The sequence below is a fragment of the Rhizobium sp. BK316 genome, from assembly GCF_014193695.1.
Classification (GTDB): domain Bacteria; phylum Pseudomonadota; class Alphaproteobacteria; order Rhizobiales; family Rhizobiaceae; genus Rhizobium.
The window spans coordinates 183,841-203,580 of record NZ_JACHZR010000006.1; the positions used below are offsets into that span (position 1 = coordinate 183,841).

General features: G+C 59.4%; 22 protein-coding genes and 1 pseudogene. 5 read left to right on the forward strand and 18 right to left on the reverse strand.

Annotated elements, in window-relative coordinates; genetic code table 11:
- Positions 1 to 34: 34 nt before the first annotated feature.
- The 5 genes and pseudogenes from FHT87_RS26235 to FHT87_RS26255 form a co-directional block, all read right to left on the reverse strand.
- Positions 35 to 373: an integration host factor subunit alpha gene (locus FHT87_RS26235; protein ID WP_007819963.1), complete on the reverse strand. Its 339-nt coding sequence runs from the start codon at positions 371 to 373 to the stop codon at positions 35 to 37.
- A gap of 106 nt (positions 374 to 479) precedes the next feature.
- Positions 480 to 1,451, reverse strand: coding sequence for a beta-ketoacyl-ACP synthase III (locus FHT87_RS26240; protein ID WP_183730464.1), 972 nt, complete (start codon positions 1,449 to 1,451; stop codon positions 480 to 482).
- A 19-nt stretch (positions 1,452 to 1,470) separates the two neighbouring features.
- The gene (gene plsX / locus FHT87_RS26245; protein WP_183730465.1) at positions 1,471 to 2,517 is read right to left on the reverse strand and encodes a phosphate acyltransferase PlsX; all 1,047 of its coding nucleotides are present in this window, start codon (positions 2,515 to 2,517) and stop codon (positions 1,471 to 1,473) included.
- A 101-nt stretch (positions 2,518 to 2,618) separates the two neighbouring features.
- Entirely contained in the window at positions 2,619 to 3,173 is a 555-nt protein-coding gene (locus FHT87_RS26250) for a DUF177 domain-containing protein (RefSeq protein ID WP_183805708.1), read from the reverse strand.
- Between the two features lie 11 nt (positions 3,174 to 3,184).
- Positions 3,185 to 3,776, reverse strand: a pseudogene (locus FHT87_RS26255) (ubiquinol-cytochrome C chaperone family protein).
- Positions 3,777 to 3,964: 188 nt separating this feature from the next.
- Here FHT87_RS26255 and FHT87_RS26260 point away from each other — a divergent pair.
- The gene (locus tag FHT87_RS26260) at positions 3,965 to 4,498 is read left to right on the forward strand and encodes an outer membrane protein assembly factor BamE (protein WP_183730471.1); all 534 of its coding nucleotides are present in this window, start codon (positions 3,965 to 3,967) and stop codon (positions 4,496 to 4,498) included.
- 72 nt (positions 4,499 to 4,570) lie between these two features.
- Here FHT87_RS26260 and FHT87_RS26265 read toward each other — a convergent pair whose 3' ends face one another.
- The 3 genes from FHT87_RS26265 to ribH form a co-directional block, all read right to left on the reverse strand.
- Positions 4,571 to 6,709 carry a sodium-translocating pyrophosphatase gene (locus tag FHT87_RS26265; RefSeq protein WP_183805712.1) on the reverse strand — a complete coding sequence of 713 codons (2,139 nt, stop codon included), beginning with the start codon at positions 6,707 to 6,709 and terminating at the stop codon, positions 4,571 to 4,573.
- A 195-nt stretch (positions 6,710 to 6,904) separates the two neighbouring features.
- Positions 6,905 to 7,387 carry a transcription antitermination factor NusB gene (gene nusB / locus FHT87_RS26270; RefSeq protein ID WP_183730475.1) on the reverse strand — a complete coding sequence of 161 codons (483 nt, stop codon included), beginning with the start codon at positions 7,385 to 7,387 and terminating at the stop codon, positions 6,905 to 6,907.
- Between the two features lie 3 nt (positions 7,388 to 7,390).
- Positions 7,391 to 7,846, reverse strand: a complete 456-nt coding sequence (gene ribH, locus FHT87_RS26275; RefSeq protein ID WP_183730477.1) for a 6,7-dimethyl-8-ribityllumazine synthase — start codon at positions 7,844 to 7,846, stop codon at positions 7,391 to 7,393.
- 346 nt (positions 7,847 to 8,192) lie between these two features.
- Here ribH and FHT87_RS26280 point away from each other — a divergent pair, with 346 nt between their 5' ends.
- The 3 genes from FHT87_RS26280 (at position 8,193) to FHT87_RS26290 (ending at position 9,724) form a co-directional block, all read left to right on the forward strand.
- Positions 8,193 to 8,549 carry a hypothetical protein gene (locus FHT87_RS26280; RefSeq protein WP_183730479.1) on the forward strand — a complete coding sequence of 119 codons (357 nt, stop codon included), beginning with the start codon at positions 8,193 to 8,195 and terminating at the stop codon, positions 8,547 to 8,549.
- 125 nt (positions 8,550 to 8,674) lie between these two features.
- On the forward strand, positions 8,675 to 9,169 hold the full coding sequence (locus FHT87_RS26285) for a cupin domain-containing protein (RefSeq protein WP_183730481.1): 495 nt from the start codon (positions 8,675 to 8,677) through the stop codon (positions 9,167 to 9,169).
- A gap of 39 nt (positions 9,170 to 9,208) precedes the next feature.
- On the forward strand, positions 9,209 to 9,724 hold the full coding sequence (locus tag FHT87_RS26290) for a GNAT family N-acetyltransferase (protein WP_183730483.1): 516 nt from the start codon (positions 9,209 to 9,211) through the stop codon (positions 9,722 to 9,724).
- Here the strand turns inward: FHT87_RS26290 and FHT87_RS26295 are convergent.
- The 5 genes from FHT87_RS26295 to FHT87_RS26315 form a co-directional block, all read right to left on the reverse strand.
- Positions 9,705 to 10,325: a riboflavin synthase gene (locus tag FHT87_RS26295; RefSeq protein ID WP_183730485.1), complete on the reverse strand. Its 621-nt coding sequence runs from the start codon at positions 10,323 to 10,325 to the stop codon at positions 9,705 to 9,707. The two genes, FHT87_RS26290 and FHT87_RS26295, sit on opposite strands and share 20 nt — an antisense overlap.
- A complete protein-coding gene (ribD, locus tag FHT87_RS26300) occupies positions 10,325 to 11,704 on the reverse strand; it encodes a bifunctional diaminohydroxyphosphoribosylaminopyrimidine deaminase/5-amino-6-(5-phosphoribosylamino)uracil reductase RibD (protein WP_183805714.1) in 1,380 nt (459 codons plus the stop codon). The genes FHT87_RS26295 and ribD overlap by 1 nt, the downstream gene beginning before the upstream one ends.
- A 2-nt stretch (positions 11,705 to 11,706) precedes the next feature.
- Entirely contained in the window at positions 11,707 to 12,183 is a 477-nt protein-coding gene (gene nrdR / locus FHT87_RS26305; protein ID WP_183805716.1) for a transcriptional regulator NrdR, read from the reverse strand.
- Between the two features lie 111 nt (positions 12,184 to 12,294).
- Entirely contained in the window at positions 12,295 to 13,593 is a 1,299-nt protein-coding gene (gene glyA / locus FHT87_RS26310; protein ID WP_183805718.1) for a serine hydroxymethyltransferase, read from the reverse strand.
- A gap of 181 nt (positions 13,594 to 13,774) precedes the next feature.
- Positions 13,775 to 15,076: a L,D-transpeptidase family protein gene (locus FHT87_RS26315; RefSeq protein WP_183805720.1), complete on the reverse strand. Its 1,302-nt coding sequence runs from the start codon at positions 15,074 to 15,076 to the stop codon at positions 13,775 to 13,777.
- Positions 15,077 to 15,693: 617 nt separating this feature from the next.
- On the opposite strand from FHT87_RS26315, the gene FHT87_RS26320 reads away from it, so the two are divergent.
- Positions 15,694 to 16,449: a hypothetical protein gene (locus FHT87_RS26320; protein ID WP_183805722.1), complete on the forward strand. Its 756-nt coding sequence runs from the start codon at positions 15,694 to 15,696 to the stop codon at positions 16,447 to 16,449.
- An 18-nt stretch (positions 16,450 to 16,467) separates the two neighbouring features.
- Here the strand turns inward: FHT87_RS26320 and FHT87_RS26325 are convergent, their stop codons facing one another.
- The 5 genes from FHT87_RS26325 to FHT87_RS26345 form a co-directional block, all read right to left on the reverse strand.
- On the reverse strand, positions 16,468 to 16,755 hold the full coding sequence (locus tag FHT87_RS26325; protein ID WP_183805724.1) for a hypothetical protein: 288 nt from the start codon (positions 16,753 to 16,755) through the stop codon (positions 16,468 to 16,470).
- Positions 16,756 to 17,102: 347 nt separating this feature from the next.
- The gene (locus FHT87_RS26330) at positions 17,103 to 17,645 is read right to left on the reverse strand and encodes a hypothetical protein (protein WP_183805726.1); all 543 of its coding nucleotides are present in this window, start codon (positions 17,643 to 17,645) and stop codon (positions 17,103 to 17,105) included.
- A 269-nt stretch (positions 17,646 to 17,914) separates the two neighbouring features.
- Positions 17,915 to 18,343: a hypothetical protein gene (locus FHT87_RS26335; RefSeq protein WP_183805728.1), complete on the reverse strand. Its 429-nt coding sequence runs from the start codon at positions 18,341 to 18,343 to the stop codon at positions 17,915 to 17,917.
- Positions 18,344 to 18,566: 223 nt separating this feature from the next.
- Complete coding sequence (locus tag FHT87_RS26340; protein ID WP_183805730.1) at positions 18,567 to 19,079, reverse strand: MarR family winged helix-turn-helix transcriptional regulator; 513 nt, start codon at positions 19,077 to 19,079, stop codon at positions 18,567 to 18,569.
- A gap of 128 nt (positions 19,080 to 19,207) precedes the next feature.
- A complete protein-coding gene (locus tag FHT87_RS26345) occupies positions 19,208 to 19,645 on the reverse strand; it encodes a DUF6163 family protein (protein WP_007819997.1) in 438 nt (145 codons plus the stop codon).
- Between the last annotated feature and the right edge of the window lie 95 nt (positions 19,646 to 19,740).

The window sequence follows — 19,740 nt, forward strand, 5'->3', positions numbered from 1 at the left end:
GGCAAAAGTTTCCCTTCAGCGGGAAAAAAGATGATCAGGCAGCCGGGTTTTGCGGCTTGGTTTTGCCCTTCCGGGCAACATGGGACTTGAGAATGCGCGTCTTGAGCACATTCGAGGCCTTGAAGGTCATGACGCGACGGGGTGAAATCGGAACTTCCTCGCCGGTCTTCGGGTTGCGGCCGATGCGCTCGTTCTTGTCGCGCACCTGGAAGGTTGCGAAAGAGGAGAGCTTGACGGTCTCGCCGCGTACGATGGCGTTGCAAATCTCGTCGATGACCGTTTCGACGAGCTCAGCAGATTCCGTCCGGGAGAGACCGACCTTCCGAAAAACGGATTCCGCCAGGTCTGCTCGCGTAACTGTCTTTCCGGTCATGGTTTCCCCGCCCAATAGAAAATATTTTGTGAAAGTGGACGAAGATTATTTGTCTTGTGCCTCACGGTCAAGCTCTTGTTCGCCGCCAGTTTTTTAGGATTCGTGCCTACCAGCGCAGCAAAGCCGCGCCCCAGGTGAAGCCGCCGCCCATCGCTTCCAGCATCACGAGATCGCCCTTCTTGATGCGTCCGTCGCCGGCAGCCGTCGCAAGAGCCAGCGGAATGGAGGCAGCGGACGTATTGCCATGCAGATCGACTGTTATGACGACCTTTTCCGGGGCAATGTTCAGCTTCTTGGCCGAACCATCGATGATGCGGCGATTGGCCTGGTGGGGGACCAGCCAGTCGAGATCCTCTGATGTCGTGCCGGTCGAATCGAAAGCGGCCTGGATGACGTCGGTAATCATACCCACGGCATATTTGAAGACCTCGCGGCCTTCCATGCGCAGCTTGCCGACCGTACCGGTCGAGGACGGACCACCGTCGACATAGAGCTTGTCCTTGTGCGAACCATCGGAGCGCAGATGCGCAGTCAGCACGCCGCGGTCTGCCGCCGTCCCCTCGCCCTCGGCCGCTTCCAGCACGATCGCGCCGGCACCGTCACCGAAAAGCACGCAGGTGGTGCGGTCATTCCAGTCGAGGATGCGGGAGAAGGTCTCAGCGCCGATGACGAGCACGCGCTTGGCAAGACCGCCACGGATATAGGCGTCAGCCGTCGTGACCGCATAGACGAACCCCGTGCAGACGGCCTGGACGTCGAAGGCAAAGCCATGCGCCATGCCGAGACGGTTCTGGATATTGACCGCCGTCGCCGGGAAGGTGTTGTCAGGCGTCGAGGTGGCACAGATGATCACGTCGATATCGTCAGGCGTCAGGCCGCCATTTGCGAGCGCCGCACGTGCTGCCGCCTCGCCGAGCGATGCCGTGGTTTCGTCATCACCGGCAATGTAGCGCTGGCGGATGCCGGTCCGCTGGACGATCCACTCGTCCGACGTGTCGACGATACCTTCCATTTCCCGGTTGGTCATTACGCGTTTCGGCAGTGCAGCCCCGAAGCCGCGAACCACAGATCGGATCATATTGCTTGAACCTCGTTGCTCACGCGGCTTCCGGCCCCATCGGGGGCAGCCGCTTGGCATGGTATTTTTTGAGATCGTTTTCTATTTTCTGGGTCAGGCCATTCTTGGCCATGTCATAACCGACTTCGATGGCCGCGGCGATGCCTTCGGCATTCGCCCCACCATGGCTCTTGATGACGATGCCGTTCAGGCCGAGAAACACGCCACCATTGACCTTGCTCGGATCGAGCTTCTCACGCAGCATGTCGAAGGCGCTCTTGGCGAAGAGATAGCCGATGCGGGCAAGCAGCGTGCGCGACATGGCAGCGCGAAGATAGCCGGCGATCTGCCGGGCCGTACCTTCCGCAGCCTTCAGCGCGATATTCCCGGAAAAGCCTTCGACAACCACGACATCGACGGTACCCTTGCCGAGATCGTCACCTTCGACGAAGCCGGAATATTCGAGCGAATCGAGATTGGCTTCCCGCAGCAGGCGGCCAGCTTCCTTGACTTCTTCCTGACCTTTGATTTCCTCGACGCCGACATTCAGCAAGCCGACGGTCGGACGCTCAACCTCGAAGAGGGCGCGCGCCATGGCGCCGCCCATGAGCGCGAAATCCATCAATTGCTGCGAATCGGCGCCGATCGTGGCGCCGACATCGAGCACGATGCTTTCGCCCTTCATCGTCGGCCAGATGGCGGCGATCGCCGGGCGTTCGATATTGGCCATCGTGCGCAGACAAAACTTGGCCATTGCCATGAGCGCGCCGGTATTGCCGGCGGAAACGGCGACATCGGCCTCGCCCGACTTCACCGCTTCGATGGTGCGCCACATGGTGGAGACATAGCGGCCGCGGCGCAACGCCTGGCTCGGCTTCTCTTCCATGCTGACGGCAAGTTCGCAATCGTGAAAGGTCGACTTTTCCCTGAGCTTGGGAAACTTCGCCAGAACCGGGTCGCACTGTTCCTTGATGCCGTAAAAGACGAAGGAAATATCCGGGTGCCTGTCCAGCGCCTTGGCAGCACCGGGGATGACAACCTGGGGACCAAAGTCGCCACCCATGAGGTCGAGAGATATTCTGATCACGCGTCCCTGATCCTTCTCTTTCGCCTCAGGGGCGAAATTTCGGCCAAAATACCGGTTTTGGCGTCGCTTACAACTGAATTATGGCGAATGCCGGTGTTGCTTCAGTCCTTTTTCCAGTCCTTGAGCGCGGCAAATGCAGAGGGCCTCCGGTCATTTTCCCCCGTATCCTCGATATGGGCCTCGAACTCCACGCCTTCTTTGCGCGGATAGGGATCGATGGCGAGTGCTGCGAATTCCGCGACGATCTCGCCGGCATCGATTGTATCGCCGGTAAAGATTTCAGGCAGGTCCGGACCGTCGGGATCCAGCACCATTTCCCCGGTATCATTGGCGGGATGGCGGGCAAGCTTGGAATTTTCCGGCACGAAGATCTGCTCGAAGGTCTCATCGATTGCAGATTCGACCGGCTCGAGCGTGACGACGCAGGACTGGACGATCTTCGCCTGCACGCGTCCCTTGACGCGGATGCCGTCGCGCTTCCACCTGTTGATCTGCAGGTCGGCATGGAGATCGTCCACCGACAAGACGTTCCAGCTTTCGGCCAGCGCCTTCAGCTCGTCCTTGTCGGCGCTCACGCGGACCTCGACCGGATTGGCGGAAATGTGGCCGACCTTGACCGGATAGGAAAAGGGAATCTCGCTCAGATCTTTCTTCATGATTCTACTCCTCAGGCGACCCCGGGGATCGTCGCCGAACCGGTGGCGATCGCCTCTTCGGGAATGGCCGACAGGTGGACTTCCGCCGCCACCATCCATTGCGCCAGCCCGCTCATGTCGGCGGGCTCGGCTGCTTCGGGATAAATATTGCGCTGGAGGGCCACGGAAAGTGCGGCAGCATCGCCGGCATCCATGGCCTTCGAATAGGCTTCCAGCCGTCCATAAAACATGCCCGCCAGCTTCTTCATGCGCTTCGGCACCCTGTTGTCGCCGATTCCGAGTTCGCGGATCGAATAGTCGATATCCTGAAAAAAAGCATCGACGATTTCCTGGGCGATCTCCTGGCCGCTCGTCCCGGAGGTGCGGGTGCGGCGGAAAAACAGGATCATGGCGATCGACAGCATCTCGAAACGGCCCATGACGGTATCGGGCACGTCAAGGCGCTCATAAAGCTCCGGCATGCGAGCGGCGGCCGTCAGCGCGGCGTATTGCCGGTCGACGATGGTCTGGTTGCTGTTTCTCTTACCGAAGAGCCCGAAGATCATTTGTTTTTTCCGGAAATACCGCATTCTTGGCGCCGAGCGGCACCGGGCCTTGTTGCATGATTTCGAAAGCTGGTTTACCGAAGCAGGCGCGAATTGCAATGCCGTTCGTGGCCGGTTTCGAGACAGGTGCGCTCCGGTGCACAACGAGGCAGATCGGGAGAATTCGACCCCGGAATGGCCACAATGGTTTTGCAGGAGGAAGCACGCAGTGTTTGGAATGGCTGCTATCGATACTCAAGGGAGTAGATGTCGTTGAAGAAACGGTATTTCAAGTCAGACATGAAATTCTTCAGCAATGCGGCCATTGCCATCATAATCGCCTCCGCCACCACACTCTCAGGATGCCAGACGAGCACCGTGCTGAACGGCGGCTATATCGTTGACGAGCAGTCGTTGGCGCTGGTGCCTGAAGGTTCCAGTCGTGAGCAGGTGCTGCTGTCGCTCGGCACGCCCTCGACCACGGCAACCTTCGACGGGGAGGTCTTCTATTACATCTCGCAGCGCCGCCAGCGCTCGATGGCATTCCAGAAGCTGCGCGTCACCGCCCAGAGCATTCTCGCCATCTATTTCGACAAGGACGGCGTCGTTACCCGCCGCGCCAACTACACCCTGCAGGACGGCAAGGTGTTCGACACGATTGCTCGCGTCACGCCGACCGGCGGTCGGGAACTCACCTTCCTGCAGCAGATGCTGTCCGGCGGCAGCGCGGCGAATGCGGCCAAGAGCCTCTTCGGTGGCGGCGCCGGCGGCACGCCGCAGAACCCGTCCAGCCTGCGCTAAAGCAAGCGGTTTCCCATATGCAAAACCCGCCGGAGCGATCCGGCGGGTTTTGTTTCATTCGCTTGAAGCGTCTTAGCTTGCGAGAACCGCCAGCAGCAGCAAGGCTACGATATTGGTGATCTTGATCGCCGGGTTGACGGCGGGACCTGCCGTATCCTTGTAGGGATCGCCGACGGTATCACCCGTCACTGACGCCTTGTGGGCGTCCGAGCCCTTCATGTGGCGCACGCCGTCCTTGTCGACGAAGCCGTCCTCAAAGCTCTTCTTGGCATTGTCCCAGGCGCCGCCGCCCGAGGTCATCGAGATCGCGACGAAGAGACCGTTGATGATGACGCCAAGCAGCGATGCGCCAAGTGCTGCAAAGGCCGACGCCTTGGAGCCGGAGATGATCAGCACGCCGAAATAGACGACGACAGGCGCCAGCACCGGCAGCAGCGACGGTATGATCATTTCGCGGATCGCCGCCTTGGTCAACAGATCGACTGCCTTGCCATAATCAGGCTTCTCCGTACCCTGCATGATGCCGGGCTTTTCGCGGAACTGCTTGCGCACTTCCTCGACGATCGCGCCGGCGGCACGGCCGACGGCGGTCATGGCGATGCCACCGAAGAGATAGGGAATCAGGCCCCCGAACAGCAGACCGGCAACCACGTAAGGGTTCGACAGATCGAATGAAATCGTGCCGATATTCTGGAAATAAGGATACTGGTCGGGATGCGCGGCAAAATATTGCAGGTCGTTCGCATAGGCCGCAAAGAGCACCAGCGCGCCGAGACCGGCCGAACCGATCGCGTAACCCTTGGTGACGGCCTTCGTCGTGTTGCCGACGGCATCGAGCGCATCCGTGGATTTGCGCACTTCGGGTGGCAGATGGGACATTTCGGCAATGCCGCCGGCATTGTCCGTGACCGGGCCGAAGGCATCGAGCGCCACGATCATGCCGGCAAGGCCGAGCATGGCGGTGACCGCGATGCCGGTGCCGAACAGGCCGCCGAACTGATAGGTGGCAAGAATGCCGCCGACGATGACGAGTGCCGGCAACGCCGTCGATTCCAGGGATACCGCGAGGCCCTGGATGACGTTGGTGCCGTGGCCGGTGACCGATGCCTGGGCGATCGATACGACCGGGCGCTTGCCGGTGCCGGTATAATATTCGGTGATGACGACGATCAGCGCTGTGACGACGAGGCCGACGAGACCGCAGAAGAAGAGCTTCGTGCCGGTAACGTCGAAGCCGGCGACCTGACTGAGCGAACCCCAGCCGACCGTCAGCGAGGTCGCGGCACCAAGGCCGATGATCGACAGAAGGCCGGTCACGATAAGGCCCTTGTAGAGGGCGCCCATGATCGAGCCGTTCGGGCCGAGCTTGACGAAGAAGGTGCCGATGATCGAGGTGATGATGCAGGTGCCGCAGATTGCCAGCGGGTAGATCATGGCCGACTGGAGGATGGGTGCACCGGCAAAGAAGATTGCTGCCAGAACCATGGTCGCGACGACGGACACCGCATAGGTTTCGAAAAGGTCGGCCGCCATGCCTGCGCAATCGCCGACATTGTCGCCGACGTTATCGGCAATGGTTGCCGGGTTACGCGGATCGTCTTCAGGGATTCCGGCCTCGACCTTGCCGACGAGGTCGCCGCCGACATCGGCGCCCTTGGTGAAGATGCCGCCGCCCAGACGGGCGAAGATCGAGATCAACGAAGCGCCGAAGCCGAGCGCCACGAGGGCGTCGATGACTTCGCGCGAGCCTGCCTCATGGCCGAGTACGATCGTCAGTACATAATAATAGATGGAGACGCCGAGCAGCGCGAGGCCGGCAACCAGAAGGCCGGTGATCGCACCGGACTTGAAGGCGATGTCGAGGCCGGCCTTGAGGCTCGTGGACGCTGCCTGGGCGGTGCGCACGTTGGCGCGGACGGAGACGTGCATGCCGATGAAGCCGGCAGCACCCGAGAGGACGGCGCCGATCAGGAACCCGATCGCGGCCGTGGCGGAAAGGAGCAGCCATGCTGCAATGAAAACAACAATGCCGACGATGGCAATGGTTCTGTACTGACGCGTCAGATAGGCCTGTGCGCCCTCGCGGATATAGCCCGCGATCTCCTGCATGCGGCTGTTGCCCTGATCGGCAGCAAGCACCGACCGGGTTGCCCAGATGGCGTAGACCACCGAGAGCAGGCCACATGCGATTACCAATAAAAGAATGGTCATTCGCTCTTTCCTCCCATAAGCCGGAGCTCACTCCTTCTCCGGCGACGAACGCTGCTGAATCGACTCCTCTCCACAGAAACGCCCAGCAGGCGAGTGGAGATTGCGTGGTCGATAACGTCGCGTCAAGACTGCAAAACCTCAAAAGCCTTGCAGTTCCGCAGAAAGAACGGGAGGGATCGTTTGGCGGCTAAGTGCCTATTTCTTCTGCTCGCCGCGCACCTGCTTGGCGATGCGGTCCAGAACGGCATTGACGAGCTTCGGCTCATCATCGTCGAAGAAGGCGCGAGCGATCTCGACATATTCGGTGACGATGACGGCGATCGGAACGTCCTTGCGGTCGACGAGTTCGAAGACACCGGCGCGCAGGATGGCGCGGACGGTGCTGTCCAGACGCGACAGCGCCCAATCGTCCTGCAGGGCGGAGGCGATCAGCGGGTCAAGACGGAGTTGGTCGCGCACGACGCCTGAGACGATCGAGCGAAACCAGCCGGCATCGGCCTTCAGATAGGTTTCGCCGTCAAGTTCCTGGCCGAGGCGGTGGGCCTCGTATTCCGCCACGATTTCCAGAACGCCGGTGCCGCCGATATCCATCTGATAAAGCGCCTGCACAGCCGCAAGACGCGCAGCACCCCGCTGGTTGGCAGCCTTGACCGGTCGTTCGGTATTTTCGTCAGTCATTCTTTATGCACCCAACTTCTTCTTCAGCTCGATCATGGTGAGAGCTGCACGGGCGGCAAAACCGCCCTTGTCCTTTTCCGAGCGGCGTACACGCACCCAGGCCTGTTCATCGTTCTCGACGGTCAGGATGCCGTTGCCGATGGCAAGGGACTCGCTGACGGCGAGATCCATGAGCGCGCGCGAAGACTCGTTCGACACGATGTCGAAATGATAGGTTTCGCCGCGGATGACCATGCCGAGTGCAACGAAACCGTCATACTGCGTGCCGTCATTATCCGCGCCATCGAGCGCCATGGCAATCGCCGCCGGAATTTCCAGCGCGCCGGGCACGGTGACGACGTCAAACGTGGCGCCGGCTTCTTCCAGCGCGAAGGTCGCGCCTTCGAGAAGAGCATCGGCCATGTCGTCATAGAAGCGTGCTTCGACGATCAAAATATGGGGAGCGGTCTCTTTCGGCATGGTTCACCTTCGGTTGGAGGGGCATTTTCCACTCGGGCAGGCCGCGGTCAAAACATGCCTTCGAGCGAATGGCAAGCAAATTCGGGTGGCGCTCCAAAAGGAAAGACAAAATATCTGCAATGGGATAGCGGAGCTCGCCACTGTCGGGCGCAACGACGTGAAAAACATGCCTAGCCGGGTGGCGCAAAAACGGCAAATCCAAGGCGGATTTCATGAACAATTTTTAATTTATTTTCAGTTACTTACGCCATTGAAACGACAATGCTGCAGTGCCAAATCCCAGTCGCAACACCGACGATCCCCTGCAACGACAGCCGACCGTCACAGCAGACGAAAGGATACCATCATGAACCGCGTTGCTAAAATCGCCATCGCCGCCGCTTTCTCCTCCCTTGCATTTGCCGGCGTCAGCCGGGCTGAAAGCCTCGGCATGAATACCGCCCAAGGTATCGAGCAGACGCTTCGCACCTTCCAAGGCGACTTCGACATCCAGCCGGTCTACGACTGGCACAATCTCGACGACGAAACCACCGGCCCGCGCTCCGCCCCCCAGCGCTCGGAAAGCGCTATCCACGCCATCCAGGCTTCCATCGACGCCAACAGGTCGCTGGCACACAAGCTCAACAATGATGGCATCGCTATCCGCAATGTCGTGAACGCCGAACAGGCAGCCGACGGCAGCATTACGTTCTACGTTCGCTGAGGCTGCCAACTTGGAAGGCGAGCATGGGCGGCTGATCTCCTCACCGCCCATACTCGCCTTTTATCGAAATCGCTGTTGCATTTTCCGCCGGATAGGATTGTTTTCTCGCCAAAGCGGAGGACCCCATGGCGACGAATGCAAAACCGGTCATCAACACGGCCGATCTCTCCCTCGAACACTGGACGAAGGGAAGGTTTTTCGAGAGCCGCGACACGTCTTTCGGAAACCAGCTCGGGCTCACCAATCTCGGCATCAGCTACAATGAAGTGCCATCAGGCAAATCCGGCTGCCCTTTCCACAATCACCATGTGGAAGACGAGCTCTTCTACATCATCGAGGGCACGGGCGAATATCGATTCGGCGAGCAGCGCTATCCGATCAAGAAGGGTGATGTGCTGGGGGCGCCGGCGGGCGGGCCGGAAACGGCGCATCAGATCATCAATACCGGATCGACGCCGCTGATCTATCTGGGCCTATCGACCAAAGCGAAGACCGAGATTTGCGAATATCCCGATTCCGGTAAATTTCTCGCCAAGACCAATCGCGACGGCAGATCCTTCGATCACATCGGCCGGGGCGAGAACGCCCTCGACTACTGGGACGGCGAGCCCGGCTTCTGATATCAGCGCCTTCATCGCAAATCGTTTCAGAGCATTTTCATGATCGATATCCCGACACTGGAAACCGGACGGCTTGTTCTGCGCGCGCATCGGCGTGACGACTTCGACGCACATTTCGAGCTCTGGCGCGACGAAGACGTCGTGCGTTTCATCAGCGGCGTACCCTCCAGCCGCGAGCAGAGCTGGTCACGGCTGCTGCGTATTGCCGGCATGTGGCATCACATGGGCTTCGGTTTCTTCGCTATCGAAGAAAAGGAAAGCGGCCGCTTCATCGGCGAAGCCGGTTTTCTCGAAGCCAAGCGGGACATGCAGCCTTCGATCGAAGGCACGATGGAGGTGGGCTGGGCGCTGATGCCATCTGCGCATGGCAAGGGTTATGCCACCGAGGCGCTGACGGCGATCATCGGCTGGGGCGAGACACAGTTTCCGGGGCGGGTGATGACCTGCATCATCAGCCCAGACAACATACCGTCGCTCAGGGTTGCCGAAAAGCTCGGTTTCAGGGAAACGGCGCGGACGGACTATAACGGCCCGATCATTCAGTTTTCGCGTTAGGGAACTCAGCGAGGCGGGCAGCGTAACGCGCCATCGTATCGACCTCGAAATTGACGAAGTCGCCAGCCTTGCGTTCACCCCAAGTCGTGACCTCGAGCGTGTGGCGGATCAAGAGTACGTCGAAATCCGTACCATCGACGGCATTGACGGTCAGCGACGTGCCGTCGAGGGCAATCGAGCCCTTGGGCGCCACGAATTTCGCGAGATGGGCCGGCGCGCGCAGGCGGTAGCGCGTCGCATCGCCTTCCTCCGTCACCGACAAGATCTCGGCCTTGCCGTCGACATGGCCGGAGACGATGTGGCCGCCCAGCTCATCACCGATCTTCAGCGACCGTTCGAGATTGATATGGCTGCCAGCCTGCCAGGCGGAAACGGTGGTGAGGCGCAGCGCCTCTTCCCACGCCTCCACCTCGAACCAGCGGCCGTTGCTGCCCGCCTGCGGCAGGCCGGTCACGGTGAGGCAGATGCCGGAATGGGAGATGGAAGCGCCCATATCGATGGTCGCCGGATCGTAATTTGTCGCGACACGGAGCTTGATGCCCTCTTTGAGGGCCGAAACGGATTCGATCGTGCCGATATCAGTGATAATTCCGGTGAACATCAAGTCTCTCTTTCGTATTCGTCCAGGCGATCCGCGCCGAATATATATGTGCCCCTGTGGGCAAAGCCGGATGGTATGTCGGTTGCCTGCAATGGGGATTCAATCCCCCCCTCACCGATGACGAGAGGCGCCTGATAGAGCTGGATGCGATCGACGAAACCGGCTTCGAGGAAAAGCTTCGCAGTCTTTGCGCCGCCTTCGACCAGAAGCGAGGAGATGCCGCGTGTGGCGAGCGCCGGCAGCAGGACCTCCGGGTGATAGGGATTGCAGTAAAGGATCTCGACGCCGGCGGCTTCGAGTGCGGTGCGGCGGGAGTCCATGTCGGTGGCATCCGTGGGTGCGGTACCCCCCTCTGTCCTGCCGGACGTTCGGAGCTGCGATCGATTCACTGGATCGATCGCTCCGGCTTCGCCGGAACGCACCTCACCCCCCACAAGGGGGGAGATTCGCTGGGTGCTAGCCCCCTGCCCCGCATCTGGCCTCGAGGCGGAAACATCATCATCGGAAGCTGGGGAACTGGGAGCAGGCCCCTTGTCGATCTCCCCCCTTGTGGGGGAGATGTCCGGCAGGACAGAGGGGGGTGCCCCTTCCTCAGACCCTAACGGCGATATCTCTTCACTCGCCACCACAATAACGGGCACATCCCGCGCCGTCTCGACGAGCTTGCTCGTCAGCGGCAATGCCAAAGCGGGATCGAGCACGATGCGAACAGGCGATTGCGCTTCAAGACCCGGTGTCCGCACCGTCAGCAGCGGATCGTCAGCAATCGCCGTGCCGATGCCGACAAGGATGGCATCGGTTTCGGCCCGCAGCGCCTGCACCTGAGCGCGGGCTTCCGAGCCAGTTATCGCCACCTGCCCTACCCCTGCTCGACCGATCATGCCATCTGCAGAAACAGCAAGTTTGAGAGTCACATAGGGGCGGTTCTTCGTCTGGCGGGTGAGATAGCCGGCAAGCGATTGCCGGCCCTCTTCCTCCAGCACGCCCGAGGTCACCTCGATGCCGGCAGCTTGCAGCATCGCAATACCGCGACCGGACACTCTGACATCAGGATCGGTGACGCTGATGACGATACGGCCGACGCCATGGGCAATCAGAGCCTCGGCGCAGGGCGGCGTCTTGCCGTGATGGGAGCAGGGTTCGAGGGTGACATAGGCCGTCGCACCGCGGGCGAGTTCGCCGGCTTCGGCGAGCGCCTGCGGCTCGGCATGCGGGCGGCCGCCGAGTGCGGTCACGGCGCGGCCGACGATTGCGCCATCGCGAACGATGACGCAGCCGACGGATGGATTGGTGGAGGTCTGGCCCGTGTGCCATCGCGACAGGCGGATCGCGGCGGCCATGAAGCGTTCGTCCTCAGGCTGCACGATCCCCCCGCCCATCGTCAGACGTCCAGCGGATCGCGGGCGATCTTGGCGTTGAGCTCGGCGATCAGCTTTTCGAAATCCTCGGCATGCGTGAAATCGCGATAGACCGAGGCGTAGCGCACGAAGCCGACATCATCGAGGCTCTTCATCGCTTCCAGAACCTGCAGGCCGATCTGCTCGGAGGAGATTTCCGTCTCACCCGAGCTTTCCAAGCGACGTACGATGCCGGAGACGGCGCGCTCGATGCGATCGCGATCGACCGGGCGCTTGCGCAATGCCACATCGAAGGACCTGACCAGCTTGTCGCGATCGAAGGGAACCTTTCGGCCGGTCTTCTTGGTGACCATCAGCTCGCGAAGCTGCACGCGCTCGAAGGTCGTGAAGCGGCCGCCGCAATCCGGACAGATGCGGCGCCGGCGGATGGAGGTGTTATCCTCCGCCGGGCGGGAATCCTTGACCTGAGTGTCTTCCGAACCGCAATAGGGGCAGCGCATGCCTTCTCCTTGAGCATCGGCCCGAAAATCGGAACCGATTTTCGGAAAGCCTGATGCGTAGATTCAAAGAATTAGAGCGACCTTTGTGCGCCCGAACGGGCGCACGGCGCTCTAGCCCATGTAGTCATACATGGGGAAGCGATTAGTCAGATTCACCACCTTGCCGCGGACGGCAGCTTCGACAGCGGCGTTGCCTTCGTCGGAATTGGCGACCTTCAGACCATCGAGAACCTCGACGATGAGGTTACCGATCTCGCGGAATTCCGCTTCCTTGAAGCCGCGCGTCGTGCCGGCCGGTGCGCCGAGGCGCACACCCGAGGTGACGAAGGGCTTTTCGGGATCGAAGGGAATGCCGTTCTTGTTGCAGGTGATGTAGGCGCGGCCGAGTGCGGCTTCCGCGCGCTTGCCGGTGGCGTTCTTCTTGCGCAAGTCAACGAGCATCAGGTGGTTGTCGGTGCCGCCCGAGACGACATCGAGGCCGCCGGCGACAAGCGTTTCGGCAAGCGCCTTGGCGTTCTTGACCACCTGGGCGGCATATTCCTTGAAGGAGGGCTGCAGGGCTTCGCCGAACGCGACGGCCTTGGCGGCGATGATGTGCATCAGCGGGCCACCCTGGAGGCCGGGGAAAACGGCGGAGTTGAACTTCTTCGCCAGGTCCTCGTCATTCGTCAGGATGACGCCGCCGCGCGGGCCGCGGAGTGATTTGTGGGTCGTGGTGGTCGCGACATGGCAGTGCGGGAACGGCGACGGATGCACGCCACCGGCAACAAGACCGGCGATATGGGCCATGTCGACCATCAGGTAGGCGCCAACCGAGTCTGCGATCTCGCGGAAGCGCTTCCAGTCCCAAATACGGGAATAGGCCGTGCCGCCGGCGATGATGAGCTTCGGCTTGTGCTCCTGGGCCTTGCGCTCGACTTCATCCATATCGAGCAGGTTGTCGCCGTCGCGCACGCCGTAGGACACGACGTTGAACCACTTGCCGGACATGTTGACCGGCGAACCATGCGTCAGGTGACCGCCGGAGTTCAGGTCGAGACCCATGAAGGTGTCGCCCGGCTGCAGCAGCGCCAGGAACACGGCCTGGTTCATCTGCGAACCGGAATTCGGCTGAACGTTGGCGAAATTGACGCCGAAGAGCTTCTTGGCGCGCTCGATGGCCAGTTCCTCGGCGATATCGACGAACTGGCAGCCGCCGTAATAGCGCTTGCCCGGATAACCCTCGGCATATTTGTTGGTCATGATGGAGCCCTGGGCTTCCAGAACGGCGCGGGAAACGATGTTCTCGGATGCGATCAGTTCGATCTCATGCCGTTGACGACCGAGCTCTTTTCCGATCGCGCCGAAGATTTCCGGATCGACGTCCGCAAGCGAGCGATTGAAGAAGGATTCGGTGGAAGCATTGGTCATGGGCTGGCTCCTACGGTGGAATGCGGCAAGGTATTAACCTTCCGCAGATGCGAGGGCAATACGAAGAACGACATTTGCTGGGCTAAGCGCGCGAGGTGAGTAGTTTGCGCTGGCTACGGCCCCGCTGAAATAAAAAAGCCGCGCAAATGGCGCGGCTTCTGAGGATCGTTTGATGTCCGGATTACTGAACCGGCTGTTCCATGCCTGAAGTGGTGTCGAGCGCCAGTTCGGCATTGCCGTCCATCTCGTAAATGTCGTCGCGGAACTGGACGACGCCGTCGGGCATGCCCCAGGCCGAGATGTAGACGAAATAGACAGGAACTTCGGTCGCGAGCTTGATCGGCGTATTGATGCCGCTGGCGATCACCTGCTCCATCTGCTGGCGGTTCCAGCCGGGAGTTTCGCGCAGAAGCCAGGTCGTGAGGTCGCGGACGTTCTGGACGCGCACGCAGCCCGAGGATTCGAAGCGCATGAGCTTGTTGAACAGGCCCTGCTGCGGCGTGTCGTGCATGTACTCGCCGTTCTTGTTGTAGAAATTGATCTTCGTGGACGCCATGGCGTTGATCTTGCCGGGGTCCTGACGGAACATCAGGTTCGGCGCCTCGCCGTTCCAGTCGACGGTCTCAGGGGCGACTTCGTTGCCCTTGCCGTCGATCAGGCGGATGGCGTTCTTTTCGAGATAGGTCGGATCCTTGCGCATCAGCGGCATGATGTCCTTCTCGACGATCGAGCGCGGTGCCGTCCAGTACGGGTTGAGGATGACTTCGTAGACCTTTGAATTGACGATATGCGTCGGGCGGCTCAGCCGGCCGACAACCGCGGTATGGCGCGTCGCAACGCTGCCGTCTTCAACGGCTTCCACATAGGCGGCCGGAATGTTGACCATCAGATGACGGCGGCCCAGGTCTTCCGGGAAGGTCTGCAGGCGGATGAGGTTGGTGTTCAGCTGCTGCAGGCGCACATCGGCCGGAATGTTCATCGCCTTCAGCGTGAATTCGCCGATCACGCCATCGGCCGGCAGGCCGTGACGGGCCTGGAAACGCTTGACGGCGCCATCGACATAGGAATCGAAGGCGTTGGACAGGCCGGCCTCACGCGGCAGATCGCCGGTGATCGCCAGACGCTGGCGCAGCGCCTGGACGGCAGGGGAGCTGGCACCGAGCTGCAGGCGCTGATCGCCCGGATTGACCTCCGGCCAGCCGCCGGCCGATGCGATCTGCTGATACTGCATGATCGCCTGCTGCGTGCTCGGCACCGACTGCGGGCTGAGGATCGGCGTATTGGAAAGGACGGCAGTCGCCGTGCGCGAGGCAGCCTTGGCGTCGAACTGGTCGTCCCAGTTGCCGCGTTTCGGGGCATTCAGCAGCCCATCGAGCGCCGATTGCGCGAATGCGGGTGCGGCAAGCGCGCCGGCACCAACCGTTGCCGCCGACGCCAGGAAGGCGCGGCGCGAGAGAGCTTCAATTCCGTTCTTTTTAGACATTCGTCCCAACCACTCAATGCCACGGTGGAGGAAGCCGCGGCCCTTTGCGATATCCTGCGCTTTAACGCAGATCCCTATCCGTTCGTTCTTCCGGCGCACCTGAAAATTCCGCCAGTCCCATCACAAGATTGCGAGCAACCTGGATGGTGCCAATGGTCCATCGAGGACGCCGGCTGTCGAATATTCCGCTGTCACATCAATATGGCCAATTCGTGTTTCCGGACCGCAAGACAGACTGCCGGTTGTGACGGGTAAACCGTGCTGGTTAATAACGACTAAAAAACGGCTTGAATACCGGGCTTTGCGCTTGGCTGGTGTGCGTTGCAAAGATGCCACGCAGAGGTGAGCGGCGGCGGAGCTGCGTTTTGTGTGCTAGATACCGCAGACCTCGTGGGCTTTAAAAAACAAGAAAACGTTACGCATCTAAAACCTTCCCTTATTTTGCCGCCCATGCACAGTTTCTTAAGCGGGCGCCGGTCTAGGACCGCACCCCCTTGCATACACGCTTAATCAGGTTGTGGATTTCGACAACTAAAAATTATCTCCAACCCTTGCACCTCATGCACCTGACCGAAGCGACGTGGTAGAACATACGTCATTCGACTATGGAGATGCGGGTGGACTGGCAGGAATTCACGACATCATGGGGCTTTAACTACGCATTCTGGGCTGGCATCGCCCTTACAGCTACCCTCGCTTATTGGACTTACACCACTCTTCCGAGATCTCGGCTGGCGTATCATATACGCAATTCAACCGTCATCGACGGTGCGAGCCCTGAATACTCGTCCAGCATCAAGATCACCTATGAAGGCACCGAAATCCCGCGTGCCACGCTCTCGCAGGTCTTTGTATGGAACGACGGCAATCAGACCATCCGAAGACGGGATATCACGCCTAAGAGCCCGCTAACTCTTTACGTTCCAGGTGGTCAGCACATTCTCCAGATTGGAGTTGAAGCAGTTGCCGAGGAGGCAATAGACGTTCATCTCGGCCATGGCGATGAAGCGGCATTGGATGTGGCGTTCGAGTACATGGAGCCTCGACAGGGTTTCGTTTGTTCCATTCTGCATACGGGCACGCAAGAAGACCTTAAATTCGACGGTATTATTGTATCGGCGGGTTCGCCGATATCCTCACCGCTACCCGCCGAGCACCTCTCGAATCGTGGTTTCATCTTCACTGTGCTCTCAGCGGCAGTCGTCTCCATTACGGCTGGCGAGATGTTGAGAGACTACTTTTCTGGGCCGCTGGCATTTCTCATTGGGACAGGGGCGCTTCTCGTCCTGACCCTCGGATGGACATTCCTCATGATGGAAATTGCGTCCCGACGTGGCCACGCGAGGATAAAGTTCGGCAAGTCCCTTCAATAACCGGTACGCCCAGTCGGGCTAGTTCAGTTTCTGACCAGCGGGCGCTTGCTCAGGCTCTGGTTGGCTGAGCATATTTTTGATGAATTCTGCAGTTCGGCCGGCGATCCTAAGTCGCGCGCAAACCTGCGCTTTGCGCGAGATGGCGTGACTCTCGCCGTCTACGATCACGTTGGCCAGCGAGATGTAGAGAACCCCGTCATTCACGCGTAGTTCTGTCACCAAATCTGCGTAGACGGGCTGGATGTTGTGTGGGTCCACAACGTCAATTTCCAGATCCTCGCCAAGTCTGATTTTCCCAGCGCCCATACCCGTTCTCCATTAGACATCCGGAATATAGATGATTCGCGTTCGGATGAACAAAGTCGCGTGCGGTTATCAACCGAAGATTGGTGATTCCTCATTGCCTCAAAATAGAAAGGCGCCCACGGAGGGAAAGCCGTGGTGCGCCCTTTGTCGCCAGAGGAGGTCATTTTTCCTGCAACACAACTGTTACGCGGAAATACGCATCTGGGTGAATCTCAGTGTCTCGTAAAACACCGCTGCGCATCTTACAAATCCCAATTCGCTTGCACTGCCAAGCGATACAAAATCTGATCGCCACATTTAACATCGACTACTTCGGAGTGGTACGGAAATTCGCGGGCGCAAAAAGGCTAGGCGTCAGCAACCTCGATATCGACCGTATCGTAGTCGTCCTCTGCGAGAACGTAAAAGGTTTTATTGCCCGCTTCATCGGGTGCGGGGCCATTGCGAAACTTTAATGCGGCCTCTGTATGCTTCGGTATAGTGAAGTGTCGGCCTTGCGAGCTCTCAACTTCGTCAGAGTCATTTATTATGGCTAGTATGACCGAGCCGATTTGTGGCCTTGCATCATTATTAGTTGCGGTGAAGCTGCCGATAATCTTTTCGCCGAGCTCCCATACGAGCTTTGCCAGCTCGACAGCAGTAATAGCCACACCTAACGTCGCGCCAAGTTGCGCCCCAGATATCGCCTTGGCTGGCCGTAAAGGCATGGCGGCATAAGTTGCTGTCGCCGCTAAACCCAACAGGACTTCTCGACGCGGCAGCCAAACACCCGCTTTCTTCTCGAATGACTTGGACAACAGGTAGTCAGGGATCTCCGACTTATGGAGACCATTCGGTAGGAACTGCCCGGCATTTTTAACGGATGAACCGCGATACTGATGCGAAACCATTGGCGCCCCCTCCCCCACAGCGAGACACGTAATAGTAGCTAGATACAACTTATAGAGTCAATCTAGCGGTCGAGTACACCCGTTTCTCCTTTCTGAGGATGGCATCATCTAGAAGGATGCTCTTATCGACCCAAGGCCGTAGCAATCTTCAGCCATTCCCTGCCCTCGATACCCGGCGTCCTCAAGATTTCTAAAGTATCGATGTCCGCAAGACGGCCAACGGTTGTGAATCCGCCCCTATCCGAGCCCTTTCCATCGAGGAAACGACACTATAGCTCAGATGCCGCCGCATCTGGACCTACGGCGGTAATGTGAAGAAATGCCTTGAGCATGGATGAAGCGTCGGCAAGGTTAATCGCCGAGTAGACCAGAAGCAGTATCGGAGTTGTAAACAGCACGATTCCAAGGCCGAGCGAAAACCACGAATCGGTTTTGCTCGCGCCGACGTGCACCCGCTCGCGGTCTACCATTGACGCGATGATGTAGGTCGCGATTGCGTTGATCACGCCAGCTCGCAGTGCCGGATACATGTCGTCAAGCACTTTGGCGAGAAACGTATTGGGAGTTACGTCACCGAGGACGCTTATGACTCCCGAAATTGCTGCCAGTCCCACAGCAGCCACACCAAGGCTTGCAGCCTTGACGCCCTTAACCAAGGAGATTTCGGTTTTTATCAGATCGGCAATGACTTCTTTCATTCGCCGATGGTCGCAGCGAAAGCTGGTGCGTGGCTGTTGCCAGAAGCAGAAAAGCGCATCGCGGAGGGAAACCGCGTGCGCTTCAGGTGCCGATTGGAGGTCGGAAATCGCCGGCGTTCAAGCGGCGCGATCCGCGCCACCTGTGCCATCTCGTGCCCTTTGATGCGGCCACTGCCGAACAGGGCATTCTGGTGTTCATGCCTGGGGACAGATAGTCGCCATCTTACAGGCGGTACAAAATCTGATCGTTCCAGAACCGGTCCAGCCGCTGCAGCAGTTTGTTCATCTGCGTAAACTCATCCGTGCCGATGCCGCCGACCTTGTCGATCGAGGTGATGTGGCGTTCGTAGAGCCGGGCGACCGTTTCGGCGATGTCCTGGCCGGTTTCGGTCAGGCTGATGCGGACCGAGCGGCGGTCGATGCGGGAGCGCTGGTGGTTGATGAAGCCGAGGTCGACCAGCTTCTTGACGTTGTAGGAAACATTCGAGCCGAGATAGTAGCCGCGGGAGCGCAGCTCGCCGGCGGTCAGTTCGGAGTTGCCGATGTTGAAAAGGAGCAGCGCCTGGATGGCGTTGACGTCGCTGCGGCCCTGACGATCGAACTCGTCCTTGATGACGTCGAGAAGACGACGGTGAAGACGTTCGACAAGATGAAGGGATTCCATGTAAAGATCACGGATGCCCTGTTCGTGTGCATGGAAAGTCGATGCCGCCTGCGGCTTGATTTTCGTGTTCATTTGACTGCCTCACTGTTTTGTTTGGCGGTGTCGTTTTCTTCCCGCCTTGAGTGAGACCCTATCGAATACATATAAAATTCGACTTAAACCGCAGGCTTAACAGAGGCTTACGAAAAGCCCTTGATGTATCAGGGTAAATCAACACTTACCTGGCGACGCTGCCGGCGCCGCTCCAGCCACAGGGAAAGCCTGAAAATCCAATAGATGACGGCGACGATCACGTGGAGCAGGATGATCAGCCGGTTGGGTCCGAAGATCTGCGGAAGCAGGCCGTACATGAGGATCTGGCCGCCGGCCGCAAGCACCCAGATGACCGGTCCCCATGAAACGGTGAGCCAGAGGCCAAGCGAGGCGACCGGGAAAAGAACGGCAAGGGACGTGCTTGCGACCTTCCACGGCAGGCTCAACAGATCGAAGCGGCCGGCGCCGACCAGCGAATAGCCGACGAGCATCGCCCAATATTGCAGGCCGAACCAGAAGCAGGAAACGGCAACGAGCCGCAGGAAGAAGATGAAGAGGATATCCGTCAGCGTGCGTTTCGGTATCGTCGGAGAATCGGTTTCCATGGCGAGACCTCACATTCGGATCGCAGCTTCATTTTTCCGGGTTTCATCCGCCGCGGCCAATCGTCCGGTTTGGATTTCCCGGCGCGCATGATAAT

Excerpts from the sequence above, each read along its gene's own strand:
- FHT87_RS26260 (WP_183730471.1), top strand. The coding sequence starts at position 3,965 with ATGTCGTTGAAGAAACGGTATTTCAAGTCAGACATGAAATTCTTCAGC.
- FHT87_RS26280 (WP_183730479.1), top strand. The coding sequence starts at position 8,193 with ATGAACCGCGTTGCTAAAATCGCCATCGCCGCCGCTTTCTCCTCCCTT.
- FHT87_RS26250 (WP_183805708.1), bottom strand. The coding sequence starts at position 3,173 with ATGAAGAAAGATCTGAGCGAGATTCCCTTTTCCTATCCGGTCAAGGTC.
- FHT87_RS26290 (WP_183730483.1), top strand. The coding sequence starts at position 9,209 with ATGATCGATATCCCGACACTGGAAACCGGACGGCTTGTTCTGCGCGCG.
- FHT87_RS26235 (WP_007819963.1), bottom strand. The coding sequence starts at position 373 with ATGACCGGAAAGACAGTTACGCGAGCAGACCTGGCGGAATCCGTTTTT.
- FHT87_RS26330 (WP_183805726.1), bottom strand. The coding sequence starts at position 17,645 with ATGGTTTCGCATCAGTATCGCGGTTCATCCGTTAAAAATGCCGGGCAG.
- glyA (WP_183805718.1), bottom strand. The coding sequence starts at position 13,593 with ATGACCAATGCTTCCACCGAATCCTTCTTCAATCGCTCGCTTGCGGAC.
- FHT87_RS26340 (WP_183805730.1), bottom strand. The coding sequence starts at position 19,079 with ATGAACACGAAAATCAAGCCGCAGGCGGCATCGACTTTCCATGCACAC.
- FHT87_RS26295 (WP_183730485.1), bottom strand. The coding sequence starts at position 10,325 with ATGTTCACCGGAATTATCACTGATATCGGCACGATCGAATCCGTTTCG.
- ribD (WP_183805714.1), bottom strand. The coding sequence starts at position 11,704 with ATGGGCGGGGGGATCGTGCAGCCTGAGGACGAACGCTTCATGGCCGCC.
- FHT87_RS26325 (WP_183805724.1), bottom strand. The coding sequence starts at position 16,755 with ATGGGCGCTGGGAAAATCAGACTTGGCGAGGATCTGGAAATTGACGTT.
- FHT87_RS26265 (WP_183805712.1), bottom strand. The coding sequence starts at position 6,709 with ATGACCATTCTTTTATTGGTAATCGCATGTGGCCTGCTCTCGGTGGTC.
- FHT87_RS26240 (WP_183730464.1), bottom strand. The coding sequence starts at position 1,451 with ATGATCCGATCTGTGGTTCGCGGCTTCGGGGCTGCACTGCCGAAACGC.
- ribH (WP_183730477.1), bottom strand. The coding sequence starts at position 7,846 with ATGCCGAAAGAGACCGCTCCCCATATTTTGATCGTCGAAGCACGCTTC.
- FHT87_RS26345 (WP_007819997.1), bottom strand. The coding sequence starts at position 19,645 with ATGGAAACCGATTCTCCGACGATACCGAAACGCACGCTGACGGATATC.
- FHT87_RS26315 (WP_183805720.1), bottom strand. The coding sequence starts at position 15,076 with ATGTCTAAAAAGAACGGAATTGAAGCTCTCTCGCGCCGCGCCTTCCTG.
- nusB (WP_183730475.1), bottom strand. The coding sequence starts at position 7,387 with ATGACTGACGAAAATACCGAACGACCGGTCAAGGCTGCCAACCAGCGG.
- nrdR (WP_183805716.1), bottom strand. The coding sequence starts at position 12,183 with ATGCGCTGCCCCTATTGCGGTTCGGAAGACACTCAGGTCAAGGATTCC.
- FHT87_RS26335 (WP_183805728.1), bottom strand. The coding sequence starts at position 18,343 with ATGAAAGAAGTCATTGCCGATCTGATAAAAACCGAAATCTCCTTGGTT.
- FHT87_RS26285 (WP_183730481.1), top strand. The coding sequence starts at position 8,675 with ATGGCGACGAATGCAAAACCGGTCATCAACACGGCCGATCTCTCCCTC.